Below are 23764 nucleotides of genomic sequence, written 5' to 3'. Positions count from 1 at the left end.
TTCGATGGTTTTAATTAGATTTGCTGTAAATATATAGTAGTTTGATTAATGAAAACTTAATGTAACCTTAAAATCTATCTTCTACAAATATTTTTTTTGTAAAGTCTCGCCATTAAGAGAATATTAATCTAATATTAATCACCATAAAATATCTTTGGTTCATCTTTAATGCATTAATCAATACTGTATTCTTTAATTTAATAATTAAGTATTATGAAAAACTACTTCCTATTCTTATTCTTTTTAGTAATAAGTGTATCGGGTTATGCGCAAGGAAAGCGTATAACGGGTAAAGTGACAGATGCTGCGGATGGAATGCCTATCATAGGAGCTACGGTGGTAGCTGTTGATCCGGATGGTAAGACGAACGCTAAATCGGTAGGTACAATTACCGATATAAATGGTACGTTTACACTTCATGTGCCTAATGGATGTCAAGAATTGAAATTTTCGTATGTCGGAATGGAGACGAAAACGGCTAAAATTACCGGTTTGACTCATATCAATGTATCTTTGGCCAGCACGGCGAAGGCTCTTGATGAAGTGGTTGTTACCGCTCTCGGAGTGACGCGTGAAGCTAAGAGTCTTAATTATTCACGGCAGAGTGTAAATGCGGAAGCCTTGGCAGAAAATAGTAGTGGCAATCTGATATCTTCTCTTTCCGGTAAGGTGGCGGGGGTTACCATTACTCCTCCGGGAACGAGCAATGGTAGTGCGCGTATTGTCATTCGCGGAACAAGCTCACTGACTGAAAACTCACAGCCCGTATTCGTGATTGATGGTATGATTATTGAAAACGAACCGGGTGATACAAGTGTGACCGTTGATGGTGGTACAGGTTCTACCGACCTTGGTAATCCGGTAGCGGATATCAATCCGGATGATATTGAAAGCATTGAAATCCTGAAAGGACCGAATGCAGCTGCACTTTATGGTTCGCGTGCAGCACAGGGAGTTGTATTGGTAACCACTAAACGTTCGAGCACATTCGAAAAAACAAAAGTTTCTTATAGCGGAAATTTCCAATTTGAAAAAGTGAACCAGTTTTTAGATTATCAGAATGGTTGGGGAACGGGAGAAAACTCTTATTTGCTTGACCATAAACTGACACTTCAACCTAATGGTAACAGGTTGCAAACAGATTTACCGAATTTCAGTGGTTATAATTCTTCTGCAGGTGCTAAATTGCGTAGCTGGGGAGCACCTTTGTGGGATCAGGTTATCTATGGACATGACGGTGTACTTACTACTCATTCTTCACATCCGGACAATGTGAAGGATTTCTACGAAACCGCCCATCGGTACACACATACATTGGCTGTAGAAGGTGGTTCGAAAAAGAATAATTATCGCGTATCGTATACGAGAAGTAAGGGTAATAGTGTAGTACACGGTATCAATGAAAGCTTTAAAGATATATTCAATCTCCGGTTGATGAATACGATTACCAAATGGATGACTTTAGATTCTAAAATGACTTACTCACATGAAAAGGTAGACAATCGTCAATATATGAATGGTTCGGATAAGAATCCTATATATGCGTTTGTTACTCTTCCCCGTTCGCTTTCTATTGATGTATTGAAACATTATAAGGATGAAAATGGAAATGAAATGATTCCGATTGGTGAACGTGGTTATAATCCGTATTGGAATATTTATGAAAATACGAACTCTGACACGCGTGACAGGGTGAGCGGATCGATGAATCTGGAAGTAAAATTACTTCCGGGCTTGAAGGCGGTAGGTAAAGCCGGACTGGATGCTTATTGGTGGAAAGGAATGGAGTTCTTTAATCTGGGTGCACGTAGTGATGTGGACGGTGGTATGAAGAACTGGATCAATAACAGTACTTCTACTAACTTTGAAGCTTTATTGATGTATAATAAAACATTTCATAAAATATCAGTCAATGCCATTGCCGGTATTAGCCGATATGAACGCAACTCGGAGAAAAGAACGGAAAGCGTGAATAGCATATTGGTTCCTGATTTCAAGAATATTTCTAACTCGAATGAGTATCCTAGTGCCACTCAACTGCAATCTAAGAAGATAATCCGTTCTGCCTACGGCTCGGTGTCATTAGGTTACAATAGTTATGTTTATTTAGATGTAACGGCCCGCAATGACTGGTCGTCTACTTTACCACTGGATAATTGCTCTTATTTTTATCCTTCTTTTGGTGCTACGTTTATTTTTACCGATGCATTTAAGATCAAATCACCTATCTTGTCGTTCGGTAAGATTCGTGCTTCTTTTGCTTATGCCGGTTCTGACACAGATCCATATCGGATTAATCAAACCTATAAGTTGGGTAGCATTTATAATGGTTCACCTTTGCAAACCATTAGTACAACTTTAAATAATGATCAACTTTTGCCGGAACGTAACCGTTCTTTGGAACTTGGAGCTGATCTCCGCTTTTTCCATAATCGTTTGGGTGTAGATGTAACTTATTATCGTTCTGATGCCTATGACTTGATAACGAAAGTCGCTTTGCCGGTGCCTAGCGGTTATAGTTTTAAATTCTTGAATACAGGTCATGTACGTAATCAAGGATGGGAAGTTGTGTTGTCTGCTACTCCGGTCAAGACCAAATTGTTTGAATGGAATGCAAATATTAACTGGGCGCGTAATCGGTCGGAAGTGATTAAGGTAGTGGACGGAAATCCTAATGTGCAATTATTGAAATCAAGTAATGTCAGTATTATGTTGGAAGAAGGCATGCCTTATGGAGTCATTCGGGGACGTGCTTGGAAACGTGATGACCAGGGACGTAAATTAGTCGATTCTTCAGGTAAAATATTGGTAACGGATAATACGCAATATTTAGGCTGTGCCGAGCCGAAATGGACGGGAAGTTTTGGAAGCAATTTCAGAATCCAGAATTTTACAGTTAGTTTCCTGTTTGATGCACGTATTGGAGGAACTCTTTATTCGGGAACATGGAATAGAGCGACAACAGCCGGTGTGGTTGCCGAATCTGCCGAAGGACGTGAAGGATATTATTTGAGTAATGTGATTTATGGTGAGAGTAGCGCGAAGGCAACTTCCGGTTATCAATATCCGGACGCTTATTTTGAAGACGGAACGCCTTGTCTCTTGTTTGTCAAACCTAATAACCGCTATGCTAGTTTTGATGAAAGATCTGTATTTGATGCTTCCTATATTAAATTCCGTGAACTCTCTGTTGCCTACAGTCTTCCGAAGTCTATCCTAAAGAAATTACCGATTAGTGGTCTACGACTGGCTGTGGTAGGACGTAATTTGGCTATTCTTCATCAAAATACTCCTAAAGGCATAGATCCGGAGGCTTCTTCTTCATCAGGAAATGCTCAAGGTATAGAATATGGAGGAATGCCGCCCGTATCTTCTGTCGGATTTGATATTAAACTAACCTTCTAAAGATAGAATATTATGAAACAGATTAAAATATTATTAGCCAGTTTTGCTGCAATGGTCATTTCTTTCGTTTCGTGTACGAATGACTTTGAATCTGCCAATGCCAATCCCAATGAACTGAATGAGATTAATCCAGAATATTTGTTCAATACGAGTTCTTATTATACGCTGAATGCTTTTTGCGGAAGCATGAAAAAAGTGTTGTTGGCCAACTATAGCCATTATTATGGTGGAGCTACCGGTGGACAGGTACAACGGTATGGAAATCAAGGTTCAACCAATGATTCATATTGGAAGAATGTATATAACTATGCTATTTTTCCTGTTCACTTTATACAAACGCAAATGGAAAATGACGAGCAATATCACAATCGTGTACTTATTGCTAAAATATGGGAAAACTATCTTTTCTCACAAGCAGTTTCTATTTGGGGAGGTATTCCTAAAAGTCAGGCATTTAATGCCGGCGAGAGAGTGCCTTACGATAAGGAATCGGATATTTATTATGCTATGCTGAATGATTTGAAAGCATGTGCCGACGGGTTGAAGATGGATGGAGATGTTTATAAAGCAGACCCTATTTTTCCTTCAGGACAGAAATCCAGCGACTTATTGAAATGGAAGAAGTTTGCCAATTCACTACGTTTGCGTTTGGCCGTTCGTATTTGTAATGCTGACCGTTCGAAAGCGACTGAAGTGATTGATGAACTTATGGAAAATGAACAGAACTTGATGACAAGTAATGAAGATAATTGTCTTTTGCAATGGGGAGATAACGCAGATACAAGAAATTATTTTTATGATTATCTGGTTATCAACCGTGAAAGTAATTTGGATAAGCTTCATTCTGCCGGCGAATCGATTCTGATGTATATGGCTCCCTATGCTGATCCGCGGTTGGAGAAGTTTTTCACTCCTGCCAATGCTGCTTCTATGCCTGATAACTTCCATTGGGCACCTTATTGGGGACAACCGAAAGTTTCTAATTTGCCTTCGGGAGTCAGCTTGTCTCCCAATCCGCATAGTGGAAAGACGGCTGATGATTACTCTCAATTACAGGATAAATTCACGGAGCAAAGTTATGCAGAAGTAATTATGAATTATGCAGAAGTGTGCCTGTTGAAAAGTGAATTGGTTCATAAAGGTTTGGGAAGTGGTTCGCAAACAGCCGAGGCTTATTACAATGCGGGTGTGAACGCTTCAATGGTTCAATATGGCGTAGACGGTGGAAAAGTGAATAATTATCTTCAGACTCCGGGAATTAAATGGAATACATTGACAGATCTCACAGTCACAGAAGAAGGGGAAGATTATTATAAAGATTTTATCGGCATTGTATCTTCTGCTATTACCTCTGATGAACCTGATCCGATTTATCGTCAGATTATCATGCAGCAATATATAGCTATGTTTTATCAATCGTTGGATGCGTGGACACTGATTCGCCGTAGCCAAGTATTGGAATTCCCGCCGCATTTCTCGCCGGAAACCGGATATGGCGCTGTAAATGCCGGCACCAAGGATAATCCTTATGCTTATATTCCTCAGCGATTGGTATATCCCGATAGCGAGAAAACAAACAATGAATATGAATTGACGAAAGGTATTGCAAATCTCGATGGTGGACAGGATGCAATGTCGACTAAGTTATGGTTTGCATTGCCCACTAAGACTAACCCTTATTTGACGAATAATTAAAAAATGAAGGATATGAAAAAGATAACTATTATATTGCTCGGATTCATCGCTTTGTTAGCTGTATCTTGTGATAAAGACGATCATTTGGCTCCTGATAAGAGCAAATATGTGTATGATATACCACAGACGGATTTACCTGTGGATGCGATAGTCGGTGCTTATTATACCAATATAACTTCCTCTTCCAGCTGGTTAAAATCCGGTAAGAAAATATATGCCGGTACTCCTTTGTTGGGTGAATATTTGTCTACAACCAGTGGAGTGTTACAGCAACAGCTTGCTTGGGCGGATGAGGCTGCCTTGGACTTTCTGATAGTTACTTGGGATGCTGCTTCAGCAGATAATACATTGATTACAAACTTTAAGTCTGTACGTACGGCAACCAATGCAAAAGTCCGCTTAGTGATCAATTATAACACCAAACATCTGAAAGTATCTAATGACAAACCGCTTCAAGAGGAAGAGAATTTGAATAAGATGATCAATGACTTTACGAATACTTTAGTGCCTTTATTTAATGATGAGGCCTATTATAAAATGAACGGAAGACCGGTTATTCTAATAACTCCGTCTAACCTTTCTTCTTCTGCATTGAAGAGTATTGATTATTCTTTGGTCATCCCGGCATTAAAGAAGGCTGTATCAGAATTGGGGTATGATCTTTATACGATTGGAGAATTTACTACCGGTTGGGTAGCTCCGGTGAATTATGAGGAACATCAGATTGCTTCTTTTGATGGAGTGACAGTGAACGACTGGTCAACGAATATGTATGACCGTTATTATGCCTTTTTCAGTTTTGTTGATTTGAATTGGGCCAATTGGAAGACTACAATATCCAAATGGAATACAGACTTTGTTCCTTGTATCTTTCCTTCTTATAATGACCGTATCAATTCAACTTCAAGTTATAAATATACTTTCGGGCAAGATGGAGAGACTGCTGATTATATTAATTTCTGTAATGTAGCTAAACGGAATATCGGAAGTAAAAACATTGTGTTAGTCAATTCATGGAATAATTACCAGAAAGGAACGAATTTGGAACCGACGGAGGAAAACAAATCCGAATTTCTGAAGATAACCAGAAATCAATTTAAGAAGTAATAGTTATTAGTAACGGGATACGACGCATCAGGCAGATCGTCGTATCTCATGATAACAATAAATAATTTATGAGAAAGAAAATAATATCGGTCGTTTGTTTTCTCTTGGCTGTTTTTGTATCTCATGGGATAGCAGCGGATTCTGCTCCCTTTTTCTTTTTGCAATTAAGTGATCCCCAATTTGGCTTCATGGATAACAATAAGAGTATTTCGGCAGAAACAGAGGCTATGAATAAGGCTGTGACAGCTATAAATCAGTTAAAACCTCCGTTTGTGGTGATAACCGGTGATTTTGTAAATAATTCGAAGAGTAAGGAACAGATTGCTGCTTATAAGTCGATGATTGCTCAAATAGACTCTTCAGTAAAGGTTTATATGATTCCGGGAAATCACGATATAGGTAAGGTCAGCCGATCTTCTATAGATAATTATAAAAAAAACTACGGAGAAACCCATTTTTCATTCAGGTATGGTGATTGTGCATTTATAGGTATTGATTCAAATATAATAAAAGAAGAGGACAAGGAGAGGGAAGAAGTTCAATTTAAGTGGCTGGAACAGGAATTACAGAAAACGAAGGATGCCAGATTCAAGTTTGTTTTTACTCATTGCTCTGTTTTTCTAAAGCGGATGGATGAACCTGTGAATTATTCGAATTTCTCTTTGCCTATGCGAGAGAAATATGTGCGTTTGTTTCAGAAATATGGAGTAAACGCAATATTTGCAGGGCATTTACATAACAATGCTTATGGAAAGGTTGGCAATATGGAAATGATAACGATAGGTCCGGTAGGAAAGGTGCTGGGGACAGGGTATCAAGGGATGAATCTTGTGAAAGTATATCCGGATCGGTTTATCAGTGAATTTATTGCCTTAAATCAATTTCCTAAAGAGGTGGTGATGTCTGATCCGGCGACAAAAACGACGGAGTCGATGAGTCGTGTCCGTTTCAAATCAATAAGGAATTTAGTGATGGCAGGGTATCAGGGTTGGTTTAATACTCCTGAAGACGGTGCTGGTTTGGGTTGGAAACATTTTGAAAAAGAAAAAGAGTTCAAACTGGGCAAGTGTACCATTGATCTTTGGCCGGATGTTTCTGAATATGAGAAAACCTATGAAACGGCTTTTAAGTTACCTGATGAGACACCAGCAAAGGTTTTTAGTTCGTATGATGCTTCTACTACAGATCTGCATTTTAAATGGATGAAGCAATATGGAATTGACGGGGTATTTATGCAACGTTTTGTTGTTTCTATACGAAATCAGAAAGGGAAGGATAATTATAATAAGATACTGAATAATGCTGTTCTTTCGGCAGAAAAGTATGACCGGGCAATTTGCCTGATGTATGACCTTTCCGGTATGGAAGCCGGTGAAGAAGATATATTGATATGTGACTGGAAAGAGCTGTGTGAGAAGTATAAACTAGTTTCCCGGAACAACAATCATTATGTTTATCATCATGGTAAACCGTTAGTTGCTGTTTGGGGAATAGGGTTTAATGATCGCCGTAAATATGGATATGAGCAGGTAAAGAAAATCATTGATTTCCTGAAGAGTGAAGGTTGTTCCATATTGGTAGGTGTACCTACTCATTGGCGGACATTAACGATAGATGCTGTCTCTGATACGCGATTGCTCGAACTGGTAAAACAGGCGGATATTGTCCATCCATGGTTGGTGGGACGTTTTGATAATAATACGTATGAGCCATATCGTAAGTCGATAGAGGAAGATATAAAGTGGTGTAAAGCGAATGGTAAAGATTATATGCCGGTGTTGTTTCCGGGCTTTAGTTGGCATAACATGAAAAAGGATGCTCCACAAAACATGATTCCGAGATTGGGGGGACGTTTCTTCTGGCAACAGGTGAAAGGTGCTGTAGATGCAGGAGCAGAGAGCCTTTATTTGGCAATGTTTGATGAGATAGATGAGGGGACAGCTTTCTTTAAATGTACAAATACACCTCCGGTGGGTGAAAGTTCTTTTATAACTTATGAAGGAGAAGCACCCGATCATTATCTTTGGCTGGCAGGTGAAGCTGCTAAATATTTGAGAGGAGAACTGCGTTCATCCCGGATGCCGGTTCGATAAGGATGTGGAGTATAATAGCCGGATATATTTCGTTATTGGTGCAGAGTAACTATATTATTTTAATATCCTAAGATTGAAAAAACATATTTTTTATATCTTTGCTTCAAATAAGCTTTTGCTATGAAATATATCCGACTGTTATTCTATATTTTATTTATCTCGAAGACTATAGTCACTTGGGGTGGTGAAAATATCGGAGGTCTTTCTTTTCGTGCTTATGAATATTCAAAAGATGAACGTACTTCATTCATCATACCGTCCGGCAATCAGGGAGTGAGATTCAAAGATTATTTATCTGTTTCTTTTGATTTGAAGATTAGGGAAAAAGGCGAGCATTTTGGTTATGTATGTCGTATGATTGTTGACAATAGAAATAGCCTCAATCTGATATTGGTTAATCCTGTGAACGAAGAGCCTTATTTGTGTTTGATTAAAGACCAGCAATATTTAGGAAAGATACATTCTTCTGCGACTATCGATATTCATGAGTGGAATAGGATAAAGATAGAATTGGAGTATAAAAATGATACGTTATATGTCAGAAATAATGGTTCTCTTATTTCTAAAGAGAAAGTTACTGCCCCGGATAATCATTCTGTTAAAGTCTGCTTTGGTGCTAATAAATTAGCTTCTTACACAACTTCGGACGTGGCACCTATTATTTTGAAGGATGTACAGATCGGTCTGGAACCTGGGAGCATAAAATACGAATGGTCGTTGGAGCAAGCCGTATCTGACACTTTGCTTCAGGACAAGTTTCGGCAGATGACAGCTTTTATATCAAATCCGGAATGGATTATTAATAGTCATATATATTGGAAACATAGGAAAACGTTATCTTTTTCATCCAAGACTTTTCCTGTTCCGTGTGAAGAGCAGTCGGCATGTTATTTTATTGCAAAAGATCGTATTGTCAAATATGATTTAATACGGAGTACAACTAAAGAATATGTTTTCTCGCCGCTGATTGATGTAAATCGGATCACTAACCAGTTTCTTTTTGTTCCTTTGAAAGATAAAGGTAGCCAGTTGGTTTATTATGACTTTGAGAAGCCTGATGGGGAGAATTTGTCTTTTTTCAATTTTCAAACAAAAAGTTGGTCTACTCCTATCCAACGGAAAAGGCAGTCTTCTTATACACAACATAATCGGTTTTTCAATCCAAAAGATTCATCCATTGTACAAATTCTGGGATATGGATTTCATTTGTATACCCGTGAGTTGAATAGAATATCTCTGTGGGGTGAAGTGATAAAGGGAGAGTTGCCGGATGTGATTACTCCTCGCTATTTGAGTGCCATAGGCAAGACCGATTCGCTGGTTTATATTTATGGAGGATTGGGTAATGACTTGGGCAAACAGGAGTATGGGGTCGTTCATTATAAGGATTTGTATAAATTGAACTTGAATGATTATTCTTTGGAAAAAAAGTGGGCTATGCCGGAGAACCTTTGTGATGAGGTAGCTGCTTCTACGTTGATAGTTGATGAAGTAGAAAAAGGTGAACATGCAAAAGGATTGTTTTTTTCTTCAGGTCGTTTTCTATCTTCTCTGGTTTTGAAAGATTTAAATTTGGAGAATGGACAAGAAACTGTTTTAGGTGATACAATACCTTATACTTTCTTAGATGTTAATTCTCATGCAGATTTAATTTATCTTGCTTCAGAAAAATGTTATTACGCTGTAACAGTTCACCAAGTAGAGGGGAATAATTATGAAGCTAATATTTATTCTATTGCATCTCCAGTGTTGCCTATTCAAAATATGACAGTACAGGAAAGCAAGGGGACTTGGTGGAAATTACTGTTTATATGTATTTGTGTAGCAGGTTTAGGAGGAATTGGGTGGAGATTAAAGAATAGCAGAAAGCATGATAAGAAAGAAGCTATATCTATTCCGCAACAAGATATTTGTGAAAAAGAAGAAGGGGTTGTTTCAGATATAAATAGTGAAAAAGAAATTCAAGAAAATGACCACCTATATTCCTCGTTTGAAGTTCCTGTATTGAACACCACACCAGGAATTTATATGCTAAACGGATTTCAGGTTATTAATCGGGATTTAAAAGACATTACCGGAAAATTTACGCCTATTATGCGTCAATTATTATCTGTTATTATTCTTTATTCCAATCAGAATAATAAGGGGATTTCTAATATCAAGTTAAAAGAATTGTTGTGGTATGATAAGTCCGAGGAGAGTTTCTCTAATAACCGTAGTGTAAATATACGTAAGATACGTCTTTTGTTGGAAGAGGTAGGAGATACGGAGATATCATCAGCAAATGGTTATTGGTACTTTCTTAATAAGGGGCATGTATATAATGACTATACTATAGCAAATCAATTGATGCAAAAGATGGCGCCTTTAGATGTGGTCCATAAGGAAGATCTGGAAAAATTATTGAGTCTGGCTTCATTTGGTCAATTGCTTCCTAATATGCAATTTGATTGGGTAGATAGTTTTAAAGCAGATTATTCCGATTCAATGATTGATCTTCTGAGCCGGTTAAGAGATAGCAAGCAATTTGTAGGAAATGATAACTTGAGAATACAAATCTCAAATTGTATTCTGCGATTTGATTCGTTAGATGAAGAGTCTGTTCGCGTTAAGTGCCGTGCTTTAGTGGATTTGAAACGCATGGGAATGGCATATACTGCATTTGATCAATTCACCAAGGAGTATAAGCTAATATTGAATGAGGATTTTAAATATAGTTTTGAGCAGTTTATAAGTGAAGTGTAACTTATAGGTCGATGTATTACAAAAAATATTGTGTAGTTTTTCTGGAGGAAAAAGTCGATTTTATTGGAGTTAATTCTTTATAATTCTTAAATTTGTATCCTATTACAGAATATGAATTAACACTATTATCAAAATGAAAAGAATTTGGGTGGCTCTTTTGGTGTTTTCTATACTAGGAGGGAGTGTATCAGCAAATGCTATTTCTTTTAAACGCAAAAAGTCAAAAAAGAAGGAGTCTATTGAGAAAGAAAAAACTGCTTATGATAAACTGTTCTCATCTAATCATTCAAAAGCAGAAGGTTTTATCACTGTACATAAAGTAAAGGAGAAAGTTTATTTTGAACTTCCTTTATCAATGTTGCAGCGTGATATGTTACTAGGTTCTACAGTAACAGAAATTAGTGATAATAAGAATGCTATTATTGGTTCGAAACCTACCGAACCTCTTCATTTTCGTTTTGAGAAATTGAATAATAAAGTCTGCTTGTCGGCAGTGCAGACCAATAATGTGGGTGATGACAATGGTCACCGATTGAAGGCAGCTATTGAGATGAGTAATATGAATGCCATTCTGCAAGTATTTGATATTTCGGCTTATAATAACGACAGTACGGCAGTTGTTTTTGATGTTACCGATTTCTTTGTAAGTGACAATAAATTAATGTCCCCGTTCGATAAATACAGCGTGAATACATCAGGGGGACGTAAACGTTTGACCTCATTTCAAAGTAACAAATCATTTATTGATAGTTTTAAGGCTTTTGAAGATAACATATCAGTCCGTAGTTGCTTGAATTATACTTATTCGTTGACTGGGGGCAAAGGGAAAGACATAAAAGACGAGCCTTTGACCGCAAAGGTAACCCGTTCGATTATATTATTGGATACGATTCCTTATCGTCCCCGATTGATGGATAGCAGAATTGGCATTTTTCCTACAATGAAAAATGAATATTCAGCTGCTAAACAGACAACCCGTTCTATCTATTATGCCAATCGTTGGCGTTTGGAACCTTCAGATTTGAGAGGTTATATTGAAGGAAAGAAAGTGACTCCTATTAAACCGATTGTATTCTACGTAGACAGTTGTTTTCCTGAAAGTTGGAAAGCATCTATATTTGAAGCTGTCAATCAATGGAATGAGCCATTTGAAAAAATCGGTTTTACACAAGCTATCCAGGCTAAAGAATTTCCGAAAGACGATCCGGAATTTGATCCAGATAATTTGAAATATTCATGTATTCGTTATGCTCCGATAGGGATTGAGAATGCAATGGGACCATCGTGGGTTGACCCTCGTAGTGGGGAAATATTGAATGCTTCGGTATATCTGTACCATAATGTCATAAAATTGTTGAATAATTGGCTGTTTATTCAAACTGCTCAAGCCGATAAGCGTGTACGTCATAAAGTAATTCCGAGAGAGGTGATGGACGATGCTTTACGTTATGTCGTTTCTCACGAAGTGGGTCATTGTTTGGGATTTATGCATAATATGAGTGCTTCTTCCGTAATTCCCGTAGATTCGCTCCGTTCTCCTTCATTTACGCAGAAGCATGGTACTACCACTTCCATTATGGATTATGCGCGTTTTAATTATGTGGCACAACCTGGTGATATGGAACGGGGAGTACGTATGATGCCGCCATATTTTGGTTTGTATGACGATTATCTGATTCGCTGGAATTATACACCTGTGCCGGAAGCTAAAACTCCGGAAGAGGAATATGCCATCACTTCGAAATGGATTACGGATTTATCAGATAATCCTGTATATCGGTATGGCAAGCAGCAGTCGGATATACTCGACCCTCGTTCTCAAATGGAAGATTTGGGTGATGATGCTGTGAAAGCAACCCGATATGGAGTGAAAAATCTGAAATACATTCTGGCTAATCTGAATCAATGGCTAGGAGAAGAAGATGTGGATTATACACATCGGTCGGATATTTACGATGGTATAATCATGCAATATTTGACTTATATGTTGCATGTATATCATAATATAGGAGGAATCTATTTGCATGAAAAATTGGTTGGTGATAAGGTGGAAGCCTTGCAGGTTGAACCTAAAGAGAAGCAGAAAGAGGCGATGAATTACTTTTTGGAGCAATTGGCGACCTTGGATTGGCTGGATGATGAAAATGTCCTGAAGGTACTGCCTATGGTAGGGAAACCATCGGATGCTTTGCGGGATGTAATGATGAAATTATTGATGAAAGCTCCTGCCCGGGTAGAATTCTCGGCATTAAAAGCCGGTAAAGAAGAAGGATATGATGTTGATGAATGTATGAATGATATTTATACATATATATGGAATCCTACTATACAAGGACGTAAATTAAGTGCTACTCAAATGAAACTGCAGAATTTGTTTATCAAACACCTGGCTTCGACTGCCGGAATCCGATTGAGTAAAGATACTAAATCATTGAAAAGTGAAGAAGATGCATGGGGGCAGTTAGCTGCTTTTCATCATAAAACAGGTGTAGGGCATAAAGGATGTTGTTGTGCGTCCGATCTGGGGCGTATGTTTAATCCAGTGGCTGGATTTGACGAACCAATGGCAGAGTATTTTATTCCCAAAAACCAGGATAGTATGTGTTATGGTTATTTCCTGCGCATACGTAATTTATTAAACAGCCGGAAGCAACATGTTGATAAAGATACGCGGCTTCATTATCAGTTATTGCTTCATCAAATGAATAATGCATTAAACAGATGATTATGAAGAATAAATATATCTTTTTGCTCTTTTTATCAGTATTTGGTGTGTTTGTTTTTTCTCCTTTGGAGGCTGTTGCCAAAAAAAAGAAAAAAGGGAAAATAGAGCAGGTTAAACCCAAAAGCGCATACGAAAAACTGTTGAAGGATAAACCGAATAGCGTCGAAACTAAAGGACTGATGAATCTTTATTGGGTAGACGATAAAGTATATATGGAAATACCCAGAGATGTGTTGGGTAAACGTTTGCTGATGGGAGGTGTAGTCGATAAACTAAGTAACCCTCAGGAATCATCTGTTGGCTTTTGCCCTGTTGCACCTTTACAAGTGAAATTCTGCCGGTCCGATTCTTTGGTTAGGTTATATCAGGTAGCGGACCGTCCGGTGACAGAACAAGATTCCCGTATCGGAGATGCGCTGAAAAAAAGTTTCAGTGATGTCATTTTAAATCAGTTTTCTATAAAGGCTTATTCTCCGGACAGCGCTTTGGTGATTGACGTTACATCTTATGTTTTTCAGGATGATAAATACATGAATCCGATTGATCCGAAAGCATACAATACGATGGGGGGCTGGGTGAAGCGTAAAGCCTCTTTCAAACAGAAACAATCAATGATATCCGGAATAGCTTCTTATCCAGATAATGTATCTATTTCATGCTATATGAGCTATGAATTAGCGATGTCATTATTCGGTATTTTTCCGATAGCAGAAAATATTCCCTTCAGCGCAGTTGTGAAGCGTACTTTTATGTTATTACCGGAAGATGGGGATTATTGTCCTCGTTTGGCTGATCCTCGTATCGGAACTTTATGGAGCGGCAAGGTGAATTTTTCGGATAAGGAGCAAGGCAGCAACATACAGTATTGGGTGAATCGCTGGAACCTGGCTGTTGATAAACCTGTTGTTTTCTATGTGGATACGCTGTTGCCTGAAAAATGGCAGAAGTGTGTGTATCGTAGCGCTGAGATATGGAACAAAAGCTTTCAGAAAATAGGTTTTTCTAATGCGTTAGATGTGAAACCTTACCCTAAAGATATAGGATTTGATGCCAACAGTATTACTAAGTCTTGTATCCGGTATGTCGTTTCACCTTCCGGTCAGATTACGGATAATTATTGGAGTGATCCGTTGACAGGAGAAATAATAAGTGCCAATATTTATATCCCTCATAATTTAGCTTCGAAAATTCAGCTGAATTATTTCTTACAGACAGCTTCCTTTAACGAGAAAGCCCGCACGTTGATGCCGGATGAAGATTTGGTGGAAGAAGCATTGACTTCGTTATTGTTGAGGCATTGGGGGCATTGTCTGGGATTGACGGATAATATGGCAGGATCTATTGCTTATCCGGTAGATTCGCTTCAGTCGAAAGAGTTTGTAAAAAAACATGGGCTATCTGCGTCAGTCATGGATAAGTTGCCGATGAACTATTTACTTTCGGTTGATAATTATAGTGCTGATATACCTTTGACGCAACAAGTGCTGGGAGAATATGACCATTGGGCGATTCGTTATCTTTATCAGCCAATGAATAAGAAAACACCGCAAGAAGAATTATCGGATTTGCGGAAGCTGGTTTCTGAACGGAATCAGAACCCATTATTGCTTTTTAAACGTCCGCAGAGCAGGAAAGCTTATTATGATCCTCGCGGAATGGAGATGGATTTGGGAAATGATGCTATTCGTGCGGCAACCATTGCTTTTGAAAATTTGGGTAAAGTAGTGGCGAATGCAAACCAATGGTTAGACAAGGAAGATTTCAACTATGAAAAACGAGCCTCACTATATGGAGAAATTATCAATCAGGCGGATGAATATGTGAAGCATGTATTGCAGCAAGTTGGTGGAATCTATTTGAATGACAGTTATCAAGGGGATAGTTACCCTTCTTATCAACCGGTATCCAAAGAGGTGCAACGTCGTTCGTACCAGTGGATGATGGAAGCTATCAGTCAAATGAACTGGTTGGACAATCGGGAACTGTTGAATCATTGTGCGCTGACAGGTAGCGCTGCTGACTATTCACAGAAGTTTTTCGCCAATTTGCTATTAATACAGCTCAATAACCTTTGGCTTAGCGAAAGCAAATCGAGTGACCCTTATACGCAACAGCAGGCTGTTGAAGATTTGAAGAATCATCTTTTCAAGGAAACAAGGGCAGGAAAGGAGCCTGACGACTGGAAACGTTTCTTACAGGGACAATTGCTGAGTTTTGTCATTTCTTGGTCGAATGTAAATGTGCCGAAAGGGAAAGATGAGACAGCTAATGCTTCTTCTAAACTGACTATTCAGACTGTCTGTCCTTACCGGGGTATGACGGCTATTGAGAGCATTCCTTATTCTTCTGCTCCTGAACGGGCTCCATTCTGGTATGGCTGTCTGTTGGATTTGAAAAGTGAGTTTACGAGAGCGAAATCAGTAGCACCTAACCGGGAAATGCAAGAGGAGTATGATTACCGGTTGTTTACGATTGAGAAGGCACTGCGGAAATAGATATAATCTATAAAATGATTAGATATAAAAAAAGCCAATTAATTCGTGATAAGATGAATTAATTGGCTTATATTTTTAATGAAGTTTTTCTTCTGTTTTGTTTATTCTACTACCCTTGTGAATGCGTAGGTTATACCAAAGAAACTCGCATCGAAATAATGACCGTACTCTTCAAACGTTGAGCTGAAGAAATCAGTTGGTATAAAATCGTGAAAGTAAATGATGATATTATTATCATCTATCTTATCCAATCCTATAAATGCATTTCCGAGCTCTGTTTTTCTCTTTGAGAAACAACGATTCACTTGAGAGGTGGTGAAATAAGGAGCGTCATATTCCTCATCAGCTATCCAGTTATAGATACCTTTCTCTATATGGTCGAAAACAACAGTGTGGCCTTGAGGGTTGCAAAAGAAGTCCTTTAAATCTCCCGTTAGATATGGGATTATTTTATCTGTGCCATCTTCTTGATGTACAAATTCCAGGTAGTCATTAGCTCCATTGTTTTCCGGCAGACTATTTATCCAGTCTTCGTCAGGCATGCCAACATATACATAGTTGTCTTTATCTTTAATCTCCACAGGTTTCCATTTGCCCAGCATGTCAGTAAACTTTAACTGATCCAGTTTTATATTATAGGATACAAATGAGCCCGGATAGTAGAGTTCGGAGTTGTCAACTGGTGTACCTAGTTTAAGGATAGCGTTTTTTCCTGTATAATCTTCTGCTCCTTCTTTTATTTTTATCTTAAAACGTGTGTAGTAAGATCCTTTTGGAATGGTGACAGAAGTTATTCCGTTTTCAAGTTCAAAATCTTCGTTCAATATGGCTGTACTGGACGGGTCTATTTCTATCGGCAACACGATGTCTGTTGTTGCCCTGAAACTGCTGCCGCTATTTTCTCCTTCCACTTCGATTCTAATGTCTATTTCACTTAACAGACGATAGATAACAGGCTTGAAAGTATACATAATGTGCTCTTTCACTTCAACGGGGATGATCGCTATTTTCTTGTCACCGAGCGTATATCCGGAAACCGGGTTGATGGAAAGGCGGATTTCACGGTTGGCAGTCAGGTTGTTTTTGGGAGTAATGGTTAAAGTGGCACTTGTTTCTCCGGCTTTTATCATGAACCCGTTAGCAGAAATTTCATAGTCTTCATCCAATATGGCAGTACCTTCAATGATGACAGGAATGCTTAAGTCTGTTTCAGGTGCTACAGAAGCTCTCAATTCCACTTCCAGGCTACCGTTAGAAGGTAATATGTATATGGAGCGACTAAAAGATAACTTTGCACCCGACGAGTCGTCATCGTTGCAAGCTGCCGACACTATGATTAGTATAATCATTAGAAGAAAGGAGCCTGTTATTCTGATTTTTGTTTTCATTTTAATCCCTTTTTATTGGTTAATGGCATTGTTGTATTCATCCCATAATGCTTGTACTTCTTCACGGTCTTGTGCATTCAGGATACTTCCGGTGGGAAGTAAATAATCTTCTGATGTATTATCTACTTTGGGTGTCAGTTCTTCCGGTTTATCACATGAGACCAAGAAAGCGGAAGAACCTGTGAGAATGAAACATAGGATATATAGTATCTTTTTCATAACTGTTTCTGTTTTTTATGGATAAATTATTCTATGTAGCCTGGATTTTGAATGAGCAAATCAGGAAATAATCTGATGTCTGCTTTGGGAATAGGAAAAGTATAAAGATACTTTTCTGTGATAAATTTCTTTCCTTTGGCAGCGACCCAAAATTCCGGACGTCCGTTGCGTTTTAATTCAAACCAGCGGTCGCCTTCAACAAACAATTCTTTACGGCGTTCACAGAGGATGGCTGACATCAATTTTGTCAAAGGGATCCCAGTGGCGTCGGTTTTTATATTTTGTTGGAAAACTTCTGGGAGATTGTCAATTGTGTAGGCTATATAATCCTGAGTGATTCGTTTGGAACGAAGCTGGTTAAGATAACCTAGTGCGTCTGTTTCCTGATTCAGATGTGCGTGGGCTTCGGCTATAATCAGGCAAAGTTCTTCACTACGAAACTTGGTGGTGATGATTTTATTGACAATCCGTTTGGAATCATAGTTGCATCTGCGACGTACGTCATTGTCGGTGGCTGCAAATAAATCAACCAAATTTCTGTCGACAGGTCTTGATTTTATATCGGCTTGTGCAGTTGCGTAACTCATGGTTCCTATATCATCATCCATGGTGAATGAACGGATAATGACATTGTGTGCTTTTGCTTGTTTCTGGTTAATGGCTTCTACATATTCGTCAGCTTCCAGCATCGGGTATTTTTCCAATACTTCTTTGGCATAGGTAATGGCATTACTCCAGTTCTGTGTCCAAAAGAAGAAACGTGCGAAGTAGGCTTTTGTTACGGATGAAGTAAAGATAAAGTCTTCATTAGACACATTATATGAGAGGGCTTTTTGGAATCCTTCTTCTATAAATTCAGCAGTTTCTTTCAGATTGGCGCGTGCAGGCTTTGCTTCCATATCAAAATCGTCGACAAGTGGAAGTCCGAGAGTCTCTTTTGCCGTCTCCGGCTGGTATGGCTCACAGTAGCGCTGCATAAGGTTATAATAGCAAATAGAACGAATGCTCCAGGCTGTTCCCAATAGGGTTCTAGCTAAATCGGATTCCGTATCATCCATGTTGCCGATAACCATATTACAGTCTTTGATAACAGAGTAGAGTGTTTTGTAAGTGGCCTGATTTTTGTTAATGGCACTTCCCACATAAATGCTCGTATAGCCGAAATTGCTGGCAAGCGTTGCATTCAAGTCATCGGCAAACATCTCTAAAGTTGTCATTACTTCTGGATTGGGAATGATAACGTCATCTCTTCCTTTTTCTATCTGATCCAGCCAATAATGGATAATGGTGGAAAAGTCTTCAGCTGTTTTAGGAATTATCTTTCCTTTGGGTTTTACGTCTAAGTAATTGTTGCAGGAAGCCAACAATATCATTAGACCACAATAGATAGATATGAATAGTTTATTTTTCATCGTTTATTGTTATTTAAAATCCAACATTTACGCTAAACATCACAGAACGGCTTATCGGATAAGTAGCACCGGGGGTTTCAGGATCCATGCCTGAATAGCTGGTGAATGTGAAGAAGTTGTTCAGTGACAGAGAGAAATCTACATTGGAGAGAGCGGAATTACTTATTAACTTCTTAGGTAGCGTATATCCTAAAATGATGCTCTTAATTCTGGCATAAGATAAGTTGGTAAGGAAAGCTCCATGCGTGATTTCTTTGTGCATAGGGTTATAATAGCCAAATCCGTAAACCTCACCGAACGGATTCCATACGCGCGGATAAGTGCCATTTGTATTATTGGGCGTCCAACGGTCGGCTGCTGCTTTCGGAACATTCAGATGGTGTGCGAACAAATCATTTTGGAAGACTTGTTCGCGTTCTGTGTAATTAAATACCCCATTACCGCTTACGGTGTTAGCTGAAGTTGGCGACTTGATGAATTCAAAATTTTTGGCTCCTGTGGCAAAAGTTCCGTTTACGCTAAGGCGAATACCTTTATATTCGGCGGTTACATTAAATCCTCCGGTTACGGGAGCTTCACTCGTGCCTAGATAATACCGGTAATTATCGGGCTTATTCAAGTCGGTAGCTGTGTGTATTTCAGCATCGGGACGCAGCTGGTATGTATATAATCCTGTTTCGGGGTCAATACCTGTGTATCTCCCACTATAGATGGCGTCTACAGGATAGCCCTCCCATAAGTTATTATATCCCATGCTGCTATAGGAAGCTTTATATTTGGTCACTTTATTCTTGTTGTAAGCTATGTTGGCAGAAAGAGACAGACTGAAATCTTTTGTTTTAACAGGAGTTCCATTCAGGGTAGCTTCGATACCTTTGTTGTCAATATTGGCAGTATTGTATTTCTGTTGGGTGAATCCTGTGCTGCTTAGTACTTGCACACCTGTTACAATATCTTTACTTTTCCGGTAGTATCCTTCCACTATACCTGTCAAGCGGTCGTTAAACATTCCGAAATCAAGAGCCACTTTCACGTCTTGCGTCTTTTCCCAACGTAGATTGGGATTCGGTGGACTAACTACTTTTCCTATATGATAAATATTGTTGGAAATATTCCGGTAGTCATCGTAGTAACTGATAATCATTTGTGGGCTGACACTACGGTTGATGTTACCAGTAAATCCGGTTGCTATACGGAGTGTTAATCTGTTCAGTACGGGTTTCAGCGAAGCCATGAAATCTTCTTCACTAACATTCCACGCTGCGCCGGCTGCCCAGTTAGGATTAAATTGTTTGTCACTACCAAAATTAGAACTACCGTCAGTACGGAAAGAGACATTCAGTACATATTTGTTTTTGTAGTAATAGTCAGCAGATGCATAGAAAGAGACAAAGCGTTGTTCGCTCCATGTTTCTCCGTTCGAGCCATCAATAGCAGCGAGATAGGCTTTCAGCTTCTCGTAGCCTACTCCTGTCGGGTCATCAGGAAGTGGGGTTATGGCATTTCCGGTGATTTCGTCGTAACCGTATCGTTTGCTGTACAAACCGTCTGATTTACTTCCGCGGAATTCGGCACCGGCTATAAGGGAGACAGAGTGGTCTCCAAAAAAATCATCATAAGCAAAATGCCCGCGGACCATATAGCTCTCATTATCTACATTGCGTTGCAAGATAGAAGCATATTCCTTATTAGTATTGTTATCGATAGAGAGACGGTTGTCTAAAGCTGCTTTTGTGTTTTTACCATATATTTCCTTTAGACGGTTGGTGGAATAAGTATATGAAGCCAGGCCCACAAAACGCAAATGGTTGATAATGCTGTAATCAATTCCTGCACGAACCATTGTTTTTATATTCTTAGTGCGTGAAGAAGTTTCGTCCATTTCGCGAAGTACATTAAATCCACAATCAGGTATAATCTTGGAACTAGTCTTTTTATTGTTATATTCTCCTAGTGCATAATATGTTTCATCTGCCCGGTAACTGCCGTCTTCGTTATACGGACTTTCGTATGGATTGGCAAAATAAGCATATTGGAAAGGATCGAGACTATTCAGTGCCGGGGACTTTGAATATTGATAAGACATGGATGCCCCAAAGTCAATCTTTACTTTCTGGCTGGGGTGCATTGATAGATTAGCTGTCAGGTTATAACGGTCGTAATCATTATTTTTCAATAAACCGGCGTTGCGGGTATATGCTAGTGAAGTATAATAGGTGTATTTGTCTCCACCACCATTAATGGACAAGTTGTGGGTGGTAGAAACACTGTTGCGAAACAGTTCATCGTACCAATCGGTATTCGTTTTACCTAATTCTTCGATATACGTATCTTGTTGTTCTTTGCTCCATCCGGCAAACTTTCCCCTACCAGCACGAATGATGCCTACTACTCCTACCACCGGATAGTCATTTGTCCCGGCTTCAAATCCCGGAGCAGAGAATTCATCCCATAATCCCTGTTCATAGGCAAGCTTCTCTTGTGAATTCATCAGAGAGTAGTTCCGTTGGGGTGGTAAAGTGACTGATACATTGCCTGAATAGTTTATTTGGGCTTTTCCTGATTTGCCTTTTTTGGTGGTGACAACAATTACCCCACCGGCTGCTCGCGAACCATAAATAGCAGCGGCTGAAGCATCTTTCAAAATAGTAATACTTTCTATGTCGCTGGGATTGATGCCAGCGACACCATTCATGAACAAGTCGTCAAATTGACCGGATTTTATTTCAGCACTGGTAGGCATATCGGTACTTCCACTTTGCATGGGAACTCCGTCGATAACCCATAGTGGTTCACCATCTCCGGTGATTGTATTGGTACCTCTGATTCGTATTTTTTGTGTACTACCAGGTTGTCCGGATATGGCTGATACGGCCACTCCTGCTATTTTACCTTGCATGAGGGCGTCTACCGTTGGTTGGGCTTGGTCTTTTAACTGGTCGGCCGAGATAATTCCGACAGAACCAGTCATTTTCTTAAAAGTAGTTTGGGTATAACCTGTAACGACAACTTGATCCAGTTCACTTGTTGCAGATTCCATTTTAATTTTGATAAAAGGTGTTGCTCCTTTCAATAAGTGCTCTACATTTTTCATGCCAATGTAAGAAAAAACAAGTGTCTTGCCTTCTTTCATCTCTTTGATGGAAAACTTACCATCAATATCTGTGGTAACACCGACTTGGGGGAGCTCCTTATAGCGGACGGATACGCCTACTAATGGTACCCCACTTTCGTCAGTTACAATACCTTTCACTGTTACCTGTGCATTTGCAAATAAAGGTAAAATTAGAGCGAAAAGTAATGTTAATGAAAAAATGGTAATTTTATTCATAATTGTATTATATTGGTTTGAATATATGCAAATGTATTATTATTAGCTGATATAAACAAGAAAAATGATAATATTTGTATTTAAAATGTGTGCTTTTGTTTGAGTGAATATCATTCGATGTTTATTATATTTTTATAAAAGTATAGAAAATTGGTTCATGGTATGTTACGACTGGCTTTTTGCATTATACTGCATATTGGGGAGTTTGATATGTTGTAGAAGGCAAAAAAGAAGTGGCTTAATTTGACAATTTTGGGGCATAATTGCTATACCCAAAACGGTTCGTTTCATGTATGGTTATAAATTTATTCCATATCATTATATTTTGGACATGATAAGATTATCATTGAAATATATTTCAACATATGCATTCCTACGATAGAAGTGTCAAAAATAAAAGAGACTAACAATTTCCTTAATTATAAGTTTAGGACTTTATCAGTTAATTCGTTTCTCGGTGAGAAACACTTCGTTTCTCGGTGTCGAACAGGTTGTTTCTCGGTGAGAAACGGGGCGTTGGTTTTAAAGGAAAACCCCGAATAGTAACCGACTGGATAACAGTGCTTTACAAAACAGTGTTATCTATCAGAAATACATAGGAGTTTTATTGACATTTTTTTGGTAACACCATTTGTTTCTATTGCATCTATTACTGTGATAATATTTACATTAAAACTAAAATATGGCATTTATAAAAGAATTTGTTTCATTCCTTTCTGAAACAGGAATGAATCTATTTTTAAAGGTGGGGCTGCTCTGAACCGAATCTCTAGGATTTCAGATTGCGCCAAAATAATCTGATGATTGAAAAGAGAGAGTTCTGCTGGTTTATATCAAATAGGGACGAAGCGTATAGGCATAAAAAAAGGAGCAACGCCTTGCTCCAACCTTTGTTAACCTTAAATCTAATACTATGAAAAACACATTGCAAAGATACGGACTCTTGGGAAATTAGCAAATTATCCAAGAAAAATAGCATGTTTTATAACACGTTTTAATAATTTTCTCCTACTTATTAAGAAATAAACTCTCCTTTTTTCAAGGTATGCAACATTTATTTTGAAAATTGAATCGGAGCATACCGTTGATTCTCTGCCGAAAAACCGTTATCTTTGCAAGGATAATTCATTATATACTCAACAAAAAAGA

The 23764-nt window shown here is 38.6% G+C and carries 11 protein-coding genes; 7 read left to right on the top strand and 4 right to left on the bottom strand.

All coding sequences use genetic code 11. The features are described 5' to 3' along the window. Positions 1 to 213 precede the first annotated feature (213 nt). The 7 genes from BXY_RS10855 (at position 214) to BXY_RS10825 (ending at position 16265) form a co-directional block, all read left to right on the top strand. Entirely contained in the window at positions 214 to 3405 is a 3192-nt protein-coding gene (locus tag BXY_RS10855; RefSeq protein ID WP_015531900.1) for a SusC/RagA family TonB-linked outer membrane protein, read from the top strand. Between the two features lie 12 nt (positions 3406 to 3417). After that, positions 3418 to 5100 (top strand): SusD/RagB family nutrient-binding outer membrane lipoprotein, encoded by a 1683-nt coding sequence (locus BXY_RS10850; protein WP_015531899.1) that lies wholly within the window; start codon positions 3418 to 3420, stop codon positions 5098 to 5100. A gap of 12 nt (positions 5101 to 5112) precedes the next feature. Continuing rightward, a complete protein-coding gene (locus BXY_RS10845; protein WP_008023605.1) occupies positions 5113 to 6207 on the top strand; it encodes a glycoside hydrolase family 99-like domain-containing protein in 1095 nt (364 codons plus the stop codon). A 68-nt stretch (positions 6208 to 6275) separates the two neighbouring features. After that, positions 6276 to 8300: a metallophosphoesterase gene (locus BXY_RS10840; RefSeq protein WP_004307695.1), complete on the top strand. Its 2025-nt coding sequence runs from the start codon at positions 6276 to 6278 to the stop codon at positions 8298 to 8300. Between the two features lie 273 nt (positions 8301 to 8573). Continuing rightward, on the top strand, positions 8574 to 11045 hold the full coding sequence (locus tag BXY_RS10835) for a hypothetical protein (RefSeq protein WP_224262818.1): 2472 nt from the start codon (positions 8574 to 8576) through the stop codon (positions 11043 to 11045). 133 nt (positions 11046 to 11178) lie between these two features. After that, complete coding sequence (locus tag BXY_RS10830; protein ID WP_015531896.1) at positions 11179 to 13770, top strand: zinc-dependent metalloprotease; 2592 nt, start codon at positions 11179 to 11181, stop codon at positions 13768 to 13770. Next, complete coding sequence (locus BXY_RS10825) at positions 13767 to 16265, top strand: zinc-dependent metalloprotease (protein ID WP_015531895.1); 2499 nt, start codon at positions 13767 to 13769, stop codon at positions 16263 to 16265. The genes BXY_RS10830 and BXY_RS10825 overlap by 4 nt, the downstream gene beginning before the upstream one ends. A gap of 101 nt (positions 16266 to 16366) precedes the next feature. Here BXY_RS10825 and BXY_RS10820 read toward each other — a convergent pair whose 3' ends face one another. Genes BXY_RS10820 through BXY_RS10805 form a run of 4 tightly spaced genes read right to left on the bottom strand, consistent with a single transcriptional unit; the run spans position 16367 to position 22615 of the window. Continuing rightward, positions 16367 to 17653 carry a hypothetical protein gene (locus tag BXY_RS10820; protein WP_004307712.1) on the bottom strand — a complete coding sequence of 429 codons (1287 nt, stop codon included), beginning with the start codon at positions 17651 to 17653 and terminating at the stop codon, positions 16367 to 16369. 12 nt (positions 17654 to 17665) lie between these two features. Further along, entirely contained in the window at positions 17666 to 17872 is a 207-nt protein-coding gene (locus tag BXY_RS10815; protein ID WP_004307714.1) for a hypothetical protein, read from the bottom strand. Positions 17873 to 17898: 26 nt separating this feature from the next. After that, positions 17899 to 19284, bottom strand: coding sequence for a RagB/SusD family nutrient uptake outer membrane protein (locus BXY_RS10810; protein WP_004307716.1), 1386 nt, complete (start codon positions 19282 to 19284; stop codon positions 17899 to 17901). Between the two features lie 13 nt (positions 19285 to 19297). Continuing rightward, positions 19298 to 22615 carry a SusC/RagA family TonB-linked outer membrane protein gene (locus BXY_RS10805; protein ID WP_004307718.1) on the bottom strand — a complete coding sequence of 1106 codons (3318 nt, stop codon included), beginning with the start codon at positions 22613 to 22615 and terminating at the stop codon, positions 19298 to 19300. Positions 22616 to 23764 lie beyond the last annotated feature (1149 nt).

It is taken from the genome of Bacteroides xylanisolvens XB1A, from assembly GCF_000210075.1.
In the GTDB taxonomy this organism is placed as follows: domain Bacteria; phylum Bacteroidota; class Bacteroidia; order Bacteroidales; family Bacteroidaceae; genus Bacteroides; species Bacteroides xylanisolvens.
Note: the sequence above shows the minus strand (reverse complement) of the source record. Positions and strands in the feature narration are given on the sequence as shown.

What these genes read in the sequence shown, in the direction of transcription:
- BXY_RS10855 (WP_015531900.1), top strand. Translation starts at nt 214, where the DNA reads ATGAAAAACTACTTCCTATTCTTATTCTTTTTAGTAATAAGTGTATCG.
- BXY_RS10850 (WP_015531899.1), top strand. Translation starts at nt 3,418, where the DNA reads ATGAAACAGATTAAAATATTATTAGCCAGTTTTGCTGCAATGGTCATT.
- BXY_RS10845 (WP_008023605.1), top strand. Translation starts at nt 5,113, where the DNA reads ATGAAAAAGATAACTATTATATTGCTCGGATTCATCGCTTTGTTAGCT.
- BXY_RS10840 (WP_004307695.1), top strand. Translation starts at nt 6,276, where the DNA reads ATGAGAAAGAAAATAATATCGGTCGTTTGTTTTCTCTTGGCTGTTTTT.
- BXY_RS10830 (WP_015531896.1), top strand. Translation starts at nt 11,179, where the DNA reads ATGAAAAGAATTTGGGTGGCTCTTTTGGTGTTTTCTATACTAGGAGGG.
- BXY_RS10825 (WP_015531895.1), top strand. Translation starts at nt 13,767, where the DNA reads ATGATTATGAAGAATAAATATATCTTTTTGCTCTTTTTATCAGTATTT.
- BXY_RS10820 (WP_004307712.1), bottom strand. Translation starts at nt 17,653, where the DNA reads ATGAAAACAAAAATCAGAATAACAGGCTCCTTTCTTCTAATGATTATA.
- BXY_RS10815 (WP_004307714.1), bottom strand. Translation starts at nt 17,872, where the DNA reads ATGAAAAAGATACTATATATCCTATGTTTCATTCTCACAGGTTCTTCC.
- BXY_RS10810 (WP_004307716.1), bottom strand. Translation starts at nt 19,284, where the DNA reads ATGAAAAATAAACTATTCATATCTATCTATTGTGGTCTAATGATATTG.
- BXY_RS10805 (WP_004307718.1), bottom strand. Translation starts at nt 22,615, where the DNA reads ATGAATAAAATTACCATTTTTTCATTAACATTACTTTTCGCTCTAATT.